General features: G+C 56.2%; 8 protein-coding genes. 5 read left to right on the top strand and 3 right to left on the bottom strand.

The window, feature by feature from the left end; genetic code table 11:
* The coding region (locus CU102_RS19320) for an IS3 family transposase (protein WP_146146475.1) at positions 1 to 93 on the top strand (93 nt) is incomplete at its 5' end.
* Between the two features lie 66 nt (positions 94 to 159).
* Here CU102_RS19320 and CU102_RS19315 read toward each other — a convergent pair.
* Positions 160 to 2,046: an MFS transporter gene (locus CU102_RS19315; RefSeq protein ID WP_106712722.1), complete on the bottom strand. Its 1,887-nt coding sequence runs from the start codon at positions 2,044 to 2,046 to the stop codon at positions 160 to 162.
* Between the two features lie 339 nt (positions 2,047 to 2,385).
* On the opposite strand from CU102_RS19315, the gene CU102_RS30880 reads away from it, so the two are divergent.
* The gene (locus tag CU102_RS30880) at positions 2,386 to 2,517 is read left to right on the top strand and encodes a hypothetical protein (protein ID WP_280951909.1); all 132 of its coding nucleotides are present in this window, start codon (positions 2,386 to 2,388) and stop codon (positions 2,515 to 2,517) included.
* 104 nt (positions 2,518 to 2,621) lie between these two features.
* A complete protein-coding gene (locus CU102_RS19305) occupies positions 2,622 to 3,656 on the top strand; it encodes an aspartate-semialdehyde dehydrogenase (protein WP_106712720.1) in 1,035 nt (344 codons plus the stop codon).
* A gap of 46 nt (positions 3,657 to 3,702) precedes the next feature.
* Here CU102_RS19305 and CU102_RS19300 read toward each other — a convergent pair whose 3' ends face one another.
* A complete protein-coding gene (locus CU102_RS19300) occupies positions 3,703 to 4,173 on the bottom strand; it encodes a MarR family winged helix-turn-helix transcriptional regulator (protein WP_106712719.1) in 471 nt (156 codons plus the stop codon).
* A gap of 161 nt (positions 4,174 to 4,334) precedes the next feature.
* On the opposite strand from CU102_RS19300, the gene CU102_RS19295 reads away from it, so the two are divergent.
* Both CU102_RS19295 and CU102_RS19290 read left to right on the top strand, forming a co-directional pair.
* A complete protein-coding gene (locus tag CU102_RS19295; RefSeq protein ID WP_106712718.1) occupies positions 4,335 to 4,757 on the top strand; it encodes an organic hydroperoxide resistance protein in 423 nt (140 codons plus the stop codon).
* Between the two features lie 196 nt (positions 4,758 to 4,953).
* Positions 4,954 to 5,775, top strand: coding sequence for an alpha/beta fold hydrolase (locus CU102_RS19290; RefSeq protein WP_106712748.1), 822 nt, complete (start codon positions 4,954 to 4,956; stop codon positions 5,773 to 5,775).
* A gap of 6 nt (positions 5,776 to 5,781) precedes the next feature.
* Here the strand turns inward: CU102_RS19290 and CU102_RS19285 are convergent, their stop codons facing one another.
* Complete coding sequence (locus CU102_RS19285) at positions 5,782 to 7,833, bottom strand: M3 family metallopeptidase (RefSeq protein ID WP_106712717.1); 2,052 nt, start codon at positions 7,831 to 7,833, stop codon at positions 5,782 to 5,784.
* Between the last annotated feature and the right edge of the window lie 56 nt (positions 7,834 to 7,889).

Here is a 7,889-nt window from a genome sequence, read left to right as displayed (position 1 = left end):
GACTACATCCACTACTACAATCATCAGCGCATTAAGCTGAAACTAATGGGACTGAGCCCTGTGCAGTACAGAACTCAGTCCCTATTATCCTAGCCAATTAACCGTCCAACTTTACGGGGTCAGTTCAGTGATCGCGCCGGGCTTTTCTGTCTTGGCTGATTACTTCACTTCGTGAAGATCAGTGTCCTTGGTGTCACGTACGAAGATGAGCCCGATGATCAGGGTCATCGCAGCAATAACGATCGGGTACCAAAGCCCGTAGTAGATATCGCCCTTGAATGCGCTCATCGCGAAGACGGTTGCCGGAAGCAGTCCGCCGAACCAGCCGTTACCGATATGGTAGGGCAAGGACATGCCGGTATAGCGGATGCGGGTCGGGAACATCTCGACGAGGATCGCTGCGATCGGGCCGTAGACCATCGTCACATAGATCACAAGCACGAAGAGGATCGCAATGACCTTGGTCCAACTAACGGCAGCCGGATCAGCCACCATCTTGAAGGCGCCTGCGCCCGGAACCGTGTAGACCGCTACTTCAGTCGCACCAGCCGCCTCTTCTGCAGTGATAAGCTTGTCTTTGATGGCTTGGTCGACCGGAACCATGGTCTTTTCTCCAGCGCGGATAGCAGCTGTATCGAGCGCCAGCTTCGGATTGGCCGTGACCAGAGCGTCAAGCTTTGAGTCGGCAACCTTCACCGGATCGCGGACGAGGGGATAGCCACCGTCCTGAAGTGCGATGTTCACTGCCTTTGCGAAAGCAGCTTCCTTGGTCTTTGCATCGGCGCCGGCAGCGGCGGCATCGTAGGACTCGACTGTCTCCTGGCCGATCTTCACCGTCGCTGCCGTGCCCGGTGCAGCGGTCGCAACAACGTCATACGGTACCGAGTTCCGGGTCAGGAATGATGTCGCGATATCGCAAGAGGTGGTGAACTTTGCCGTGCCCGTCGGGTTGAACTGGAACTTGCAGTCGCCAGGCGCAGCCGTCACCGTCGCACGAACATCCTGCTGCGCAGCGGCGAGCGCTGGGTTTGCCGCCCACGTCAGCGCCTTAAACAGGGGGAAGTAGGTGAGGATGGCAAGCGCCAATCCAGCCATGATGATCGGCTTGCGGCCGATCTTGTCCGACAGCCAGCCGAAGAAGACGAAGAAGCCGGTGCCGAGCAGAAGGGCGATCGCGATCATGATGTTGACCGCCTGCCCGTCAACCTTCAGGACGTTCTGCAGGAAGAACAGCGCGTAGAATTGTCCGGAATACCAGACGACGGCCTGACCGGCGGTGAGACCAAACAGAGCGAGAAGGGCGATTTTGGCATTCTTCCACTGACCAAAGGCCTCGGAGAGCGGAGCCTTCGAGCCCTTGCCCTCTTCCTTCATGCGCTGGAACGTGGGTGATTCACTCAACGACAGTCGAATCCACACCGAAATCCCGAGAAGAACGAAAGAAAGGATGAACGGAATGCGCCAGCCCCAGGCAGCAAAGGCGTCTTTGCCGAGCCAGTTCTGGATGACCAGAATGACGATCAGGGAAAGGAACAGACCGAGTGTTGCCGTGGTCTGGATCCAGGAAGTGTAGTAACCCCGCTTATTGTCGGGTGCGTGTTCGGCGACATAGGTCGCTGCGCCACCATATTCGCCGCCAAGTGCGAGCCCCTGCAGCATGCGCAAGCCAATCAGGATGATTGGCGCGGCGATGCCCCAGCTGGCCGAGCCGGGAAGCACACCCACCAGGAAGGTCGACAGGCCCATGATCATGATGGTGACAAGGAATGTATATTTGCGGCCTACGAGATCGCCGATGCGACCAAAGACCAATGCACCAAAAGGTCTAACCAGGAAGCCTGCCGCGAACGCGAGCAGCGCAAAGATATTGCGCGTTGCTTCCGGATATTCACTGAAAAAGGCTGCGCCGATAAAAGCGGCCAGAGAGCCATACAGATAAAAATCGTACCATTCAAAAACCGTTCCGAGTGAAGAAGCGAAGATAACCTTCTTTTCTTCCCTCGTCATACCCCGACTAGAAGTGTCGGCCACAGAAGTGGTTGCCATTACTATCCCTCCCAGAAAACAGCAGTTAAGCCAAGGACATGATTAGTTCTAACCCCTCCATCATGCCCTCAACCATTGAAACTACGCATGGCACCTTTGCCGAACATTCTCGGTAGGGCAAGCCACACGCCGGCTCATGTCCTTCGGAGGATCCTCCCCCAAGGTCATTCGCCTTACGCACGCGCGGAGTGTTCAACAATTATTGATGAAAGCAAAGCCCGCATCTTACGTCAATTGTCTAAAATTGTGCGTAACACGACATATTCTTGTCATTTGAAGAGACAATTGACTCTTTTTGGAAACCGCGTACAAGCACAAGCGGACAAGGAGACGCTTAACGTGGGTAGCGAATCAACAGCGCTGTTTTTGACGAACGGTTCCGGCAACGTCGCCGGATGCGCTGGTGCGCCCGTCCTTATCCTTGACGTTTCGGCCAAACAGACTGCGAAAACGACCACCAAAACGGTCTGATTTCCCTTGGCCTGCTCGCCCCCTCCCGGGTCCGGCCCGGGGGAGAAAGACCCGCAGTGGCCAGCGGGTTTCTGAACAGCAGAGAGGGATAGGAGATACTACAGATGAGTTTCAAGGTTGCAGTTGTTGGCGCCACAGGCAATGTGGGCCGCGAAATGCTTACAATACTGGAAGAGCGCGGCTTCCCGGTTAGCGAAGTTGTCGCGTTGGCCTCGCGGCGGTCGCTGGGAACCGAAGTGTCGTTTGGCGACAAGACACTGAAGGTGAAGGCGCTCGATACCTACGATTTTTCCGATACAGATATCTGCCTCATGTCTGCCGGCGGCAACATCTCCAAGGAATGGTCGCCCAAGATCGGCGCGCAGGGTTGCGTCGTTATCGATAATTCATCGGCTTGGCGCTACGATTCAAATGTGCCGTTGATCGTACCGGAAGTGAATCCTGATGCGATTTCGGGCTTCACAAAGAAGAACATCATCGCCAATCCGAACTGCTCCACGGCGCAGCTTGTCGTCGCCCTCAAGCCATTGCATGACAAGGCGAAGATCAAGCGTGTCGTTGTCTCGACGTATCAATCCGTTTCGGGTGCCGGCAAGGAAGGCATGGATGAGCTGTTCGAGCAGTCCCGCGCAGTGTTTGTCGCCGACCCAGTGACGGCAAAGAAGTTCACCAAGCGAATCGCCTTCAACGTCATTCCGCACATCGACGTCTTCATGGAAGACGGCTACACGAAGGAAGAGTGGAAAATGGTCGCCGAGACCAAGAAGATGCTCGATCCCAAGATCAAGCTCACGGCGACCTGTGTCCGTGTGCCGGTTTTCATTGGCCACTCGGAAGCAGTCAATATCGAGTTCGAGAGCCCGATGAGCGCCGAAGACGCCCGTGAGATCCTGAGCAATGCGCCGGGCTGCCTCGTCGTCGATCGTGCTGAAGACGGTGGCTATATCACGCCCTACGATGCTGCCGGCGAGGATGCGACCTATATTTCCCGCATCCGCGAAGACATCACTGTCGAGAACGGCCTTTCCTTGTGGGTTGTCTCCGACAATCTGCGCAAGGGCGCCGCGCTCAACACCATCCAGATCGCCGAGCTTCTCGTCGCTCGCGGCCTCATTCAGCCAAAGAGGATTGCGGCCTGATCAGAAGTGGCACCGTGTGTAAAAGGCGCGGGAAACCGCGCCCTTTTTATTTTGCCTCGTCAATACTCGCCACAAGATTGTCGCGCATGGTGATCAGCTCGGACCGCATCGCCTGAGCTTCGTCCATCGTGCAGCCGAAGGCCTGTCCCATGGCGACAGGCACTGCTTCAGCGCGCTCGCGCATTGATCGGCCCTCTTCCGTAAGGCCGATAAGCACCTGACGCTCGTCGAATGTGTCACGCCGTCTGGTAATCAATCTTGCGGTCTCAAGACGCTTCAACAACGGCGTGAGGGTTCCGGAATCGAGGCTGAGCTTGTTACCTATCGCCTTCACTGTCTGGTTTTCCTCCTCCCACAAAACCACCATCACAAGATATTGCGGGTAGGTCAGTCCGAGCGCAGCGAGACGCGGCTGGTAAGCCCGCGTAACCGCATTTGCCGTTGAATAGATGGCAAAGCACAGGAAGTTTGATAGCTTCAGCTGTGATTTCTGGTCACCCACCGCCGTATTTTCCATCCGGGACCACTCCTTGTCCGTCTACAGCGCACGATAGCCATACGCGATCAATTGCGCATCATTTAATTTTTCATCATTTATAACAGATTTCATATTGCGCACAATTAAATTGTGTGCAAGTTAATATGCGTCAAGCAAACTTGGACCGAAAGGATCGACAAATGAGCATTCTCTATACAACCAGGGCAACAGCAACTGGCGGTCGCGATGGCCGCGCCAACAGTGAAGATGGACGTTTGGCCGTTGCGCTTTCAACGCCGAAGGAACTCGGCGGCAATGGCGCCGATGGCACGAACCCCGAGCAGCTTTTCGCCGCCGGTTACTCGGCCTGCTTTCTTGGTGCCATGAAGTATGTGGCCTCGCAGAAGAAGATCAAACTTTCCGAAGAAACGGCCGTTACCGCAACTGTCGGTATTGGTCCGCGCGACGATGGCAAAGGCTTCGGCCTGGATGTGGCGCTCGCCATTACGCTGCCAGGAATCGAAGAAGAACAGGCGCGCGAAATCGTCGATGGAGCACACGTCGTATGCCCCTATTCGGAAGCAACCCGAAGCAACCTGAATGTACGTATTTCGATCAATTGACACCTAAGGTTGTTGCACTACCGTCATCAACGGGAGCTACACGATGAATGATGCGCCACCCCACCGTACATCCCGCCGTTCTTTTCTGACTGCCGGAGCCGGCCTTGTAGCCGCAATCAGTCTGCCGGCGGTGAACGTCTCTGCTGCAACACCCAAAACACCAAAATCCAGCCAATCTGTGAAAGGACACAATACGATGACCACGATCACGACGAAGGACGGAACGGAGATTTACTATAAGGATTGGGGCAAGGGCCAGCCAATCGTGTTCAGCCATGGCTGGCCGCTCACCGCCGACGCCTGGGAGGACCAGATGTTCTTCCTGGCTTCCAATGGCTACCGGGTCATCGCGCATGACCGCCGCGGTCATGGCCGGTCAAGCCAGCCGTGGGAGGGCAACCACATGGATCAATATGCTGATGATCTGGCGGAGCTGTTTGAAAAGCTCGACCTGAAGGATGCAATAATGGTCGGCCATTCAACCGGCGGCGGTGAAGTTGCGCGCTATATCGGAAGGCACGGCACGAAACGTGTCTCCAAGGCTGTGTTAGTCGGAGCAGTGCCGCCGCTGATGTTGAAGACGGACCTCAATCCGGAAGGTCTGCCGATCGATGTCTTCAACGGCATACGCGACGGTGTCATTGCCGATCGCTCGCAGTTCTTCAAGGACCTGACACTTCCCTTCTACAGCTACAATCGCCCTGGTGCGAAAATTTCCGAAGGCGTGCAACAAGCTTTCTGGTTGCAGGGAATGATGGCGGGGATGCCGGCCTCGTATTTTTGCATCAAGGCGTTTTCCGAAACCGACTTCACCGAAGACCTGAAGAAAATCGACGTGCCGACGTTGTTCATCCACGGCGATGACGACCAGATCGTGCCAATCGACGACGCTGCGCGCAAGGCAGTCAAGCTCGTAGAGAATGCGACCTTGAAAGTATATCCAGGGGCGCCGCATGGCCTTGCCACGACGCACAAGGATGAGCTCAACAAGGACCTGCTCGCCTTCGCCAAGGCCTGAGCAGGCTCAACCAAGCCCACGCTTTTCGATCATCGCATCGGGCGTGGGCATCTTCCCGCGAAACGCCTTGTACAGTTCTTCGGGATCGCGGCTTCCCCCGGCGGAATAAATGTACCGCTTCAGTTTAGCCGCCAGATCGGCATTGAACACGTCTCCGGTTTCCTCGAAAGCCTTGAAGGCATCTGCATCGAGCACTTCGGACCACATGTAGGAATAGTAGCCGGCGGAGTAGCCATCGCCGGAAAACACATGATTGAAGTGAGGGGTGCGGTGACGCATGATGATGGCATCGGGCATCTGGAGCTGTTTCAACGTATCGGCTTCGAAGCGGATCGGGTCCGTTGGCGGTGTTCCGTCCGCATGGAACGCCATGTCCACCAAAGCGGAGGACGTGAACTCCACGGTGTTGAAGCCGGCATTGAATGTGTTTGCCGCAAGTACCTTGTCGAGCAAAGCTCTGGGCATGGCTTCGCCGGTCCGGTAATGGATCGCATATGTTTCCAGGATGGCCGGTACCGTCAGCCAGTGTTCATAGAGCTGCGACGGCAGCTCTACAAAATCGCGCGACACGGATGTGCCTGAAACTGCTGGCCAGGTCACATCCGACAGCAGGCCATGTAATGCATGGCCAAATTCATGGAACAAGGTCCGGGCGCCATCGAGGGAAAGCAGAGCGGGCTCTCCCCTCGGCGGCTTGGCGAAGTTCATCACATTATAGATGATAGGTTTGTGCTCACCGTCCAGCTTGTATTGTGACTGCAGCGCGCTCATCCAGGCACCGGACCGTTTCGATTGGCGATTGAAATAGTCGCCGAGGAACAGACCCCGCTCGCTGCCATCAGGATTGAGGACCTCCCAGACGCGTACGTCGGGATGCCATGTCGGGATACCAGTCTTTTCCTGAAAGCGAATACCGAAAAGACGGGTTGCGACATCGAAACAGGCTTCAATGATCTTTTCCAGCTGCAGATAGGGCTTCAATTCGGTCTCATCGAAGGCAAAACGCTCATTGCGCAGTTTTTCGGCATAATAGCGCCAGTCCCATGGCTCGACCTTGTGATTACGGCCTTCACCGGCGATCAGCCGCTGCAGATCTATTTCTTCTTCAGCGGCGCGGGCCCGAGCCTTGTCCCAGACCGGTTCGAGCAGATCCATGACTGCCTTCGGTGTCTTCGCCATCGTATCGTCGAGCTTGAAGGCCGCAAAACTTTGATAACCCAGCAGACCTGCTTTCTCAGCGCGCAGTTTCACCATTTCGGCGACGATTGCCGTATTGTCCGTTTCACCCCCGTTCTCTCCACGCGCTGCCCAGGCCCGGAATGCCTTCTCGCGCAAAGCCCGGTTTTCCGAGAACGACAGGAATGGCTCGATGATCGAGCGCGACAAAGTTACCGCCCATGCCTCTGGGCGGTCGCGCTCCTCGGCAGCGCCGCGCATCGCATCGCGCACGAAATCCGGTAAGCCGGCCAGCTCTGTCTCATCGGTGATGAAAAGCGCCCATTCTGCTTCGTCCTTGAGGACATTCTGACCGAATTGCGCACCCAGACTGGCCAGTCTTTCGTTGATGTCGGCAAGCCGGGCCTTGCCCTTCTCATCCAGTCGCGCGCCACTACGCACGAAACCTTTCCATGTCTTTTCCAGCACGCGGTCCGTCTCGTGATCAAGCCCGAGGAGATCGCGCTGTTCGTAGAGTGAGTCGATCCGGGAGAAGAGCAGCGGGTTCATCATGATCGATGAAGAGTGACGCGACATTTTTGGGGCGATGACACGCTCCAGTGCCTGGATCGCATCGTTGGTGTGGGCACCGGCACGCAGCCAGAAGATGGCCGAGACACGGTCAAGGTCTTTTCCAGACAGCTGCAACGCCTTCAGGGTGTTGTCGACCGTCGAAACCTCGTGGTGATTGACAATCGCGTCGATGTCCGCGAGGTCACTGGCGAGGGCAGCGTCAAAGGCAGCGGCGAAATCATCGTCGCTAAAAGCAGTAAAATCCGGCAACCCCAGTGGTCCAGTCCATTCGGTCAGTGCGGGATTGATGGCCGTTTTGGTTGAGGACATAGGGCGCTCCGTCAATTGGCAAGAACAACAGGGTTCTAACATCTAGGACGGAGACG

The organism is Phyllobacterium brassicacearum, assembly GCF_003010955.1.
In the GTDB taxonomy this organism is placed as follows: Bacteria; Pseudomonadota; Alphaproteobacteria; order Rhizobiales; family Rhizobiaceae; genus Phyllobacterium; species Phyllobacterium brassicacearum.
The sequence above is the reverse complement of the archived record's forward strand: the minus strand, read 5'-3'. Positions and strand labels throughout refer to the sequence as shown.

What these genes read in the sequence shown, in the direction of transcription:
- CU102_RS19305 (WP_106712720.1), top strand. Translation starts at nt 2,622, where the DNA reads ATGAGTTTCAAGGTTGCAGTTGTTGGCGCCACAGGCAATGTGGGCCGC.
- CU102_RS19300 (WP_106712719.1), bottom strand. Translation starts at nt 4,173, where the DNA reads ATGGAAAATACGGCGGTGGGTGACCAGAAATCACAGCTGAAGCTATCA.
- CU102_RS19295 (WP_106712718.1), top strand. Translation starts at nt 4,335, where the DNA reads ATGAGCATTCTCTATACAACCAGGGCAACAGCAACTGGCGGTCGCGAT.
- CU102_RS19290 (WP_106712748.1), top strand. Translation starts at nt 4,954, where the DNA reads ATGACCACGATCACGACGAAGGACGGAACGGAGATTTACTATAAGGAT.
- CU102_RS19315 (WP_106712722.1), bottom strand. Translation starts at nt 2,046, where the DNA reads ATGGCAACCACTTCTGTGGCCGACACTTCTAGTCGGGGTATGACGAGG.
- CU102_RS19285 (WP_106712717.1), bottom strand. Translation starts at nt 7,833, where the DNA reads ATGTCCTCAACCAAAACGGCCATCAATCCCGCACTGACCGAATGGACT.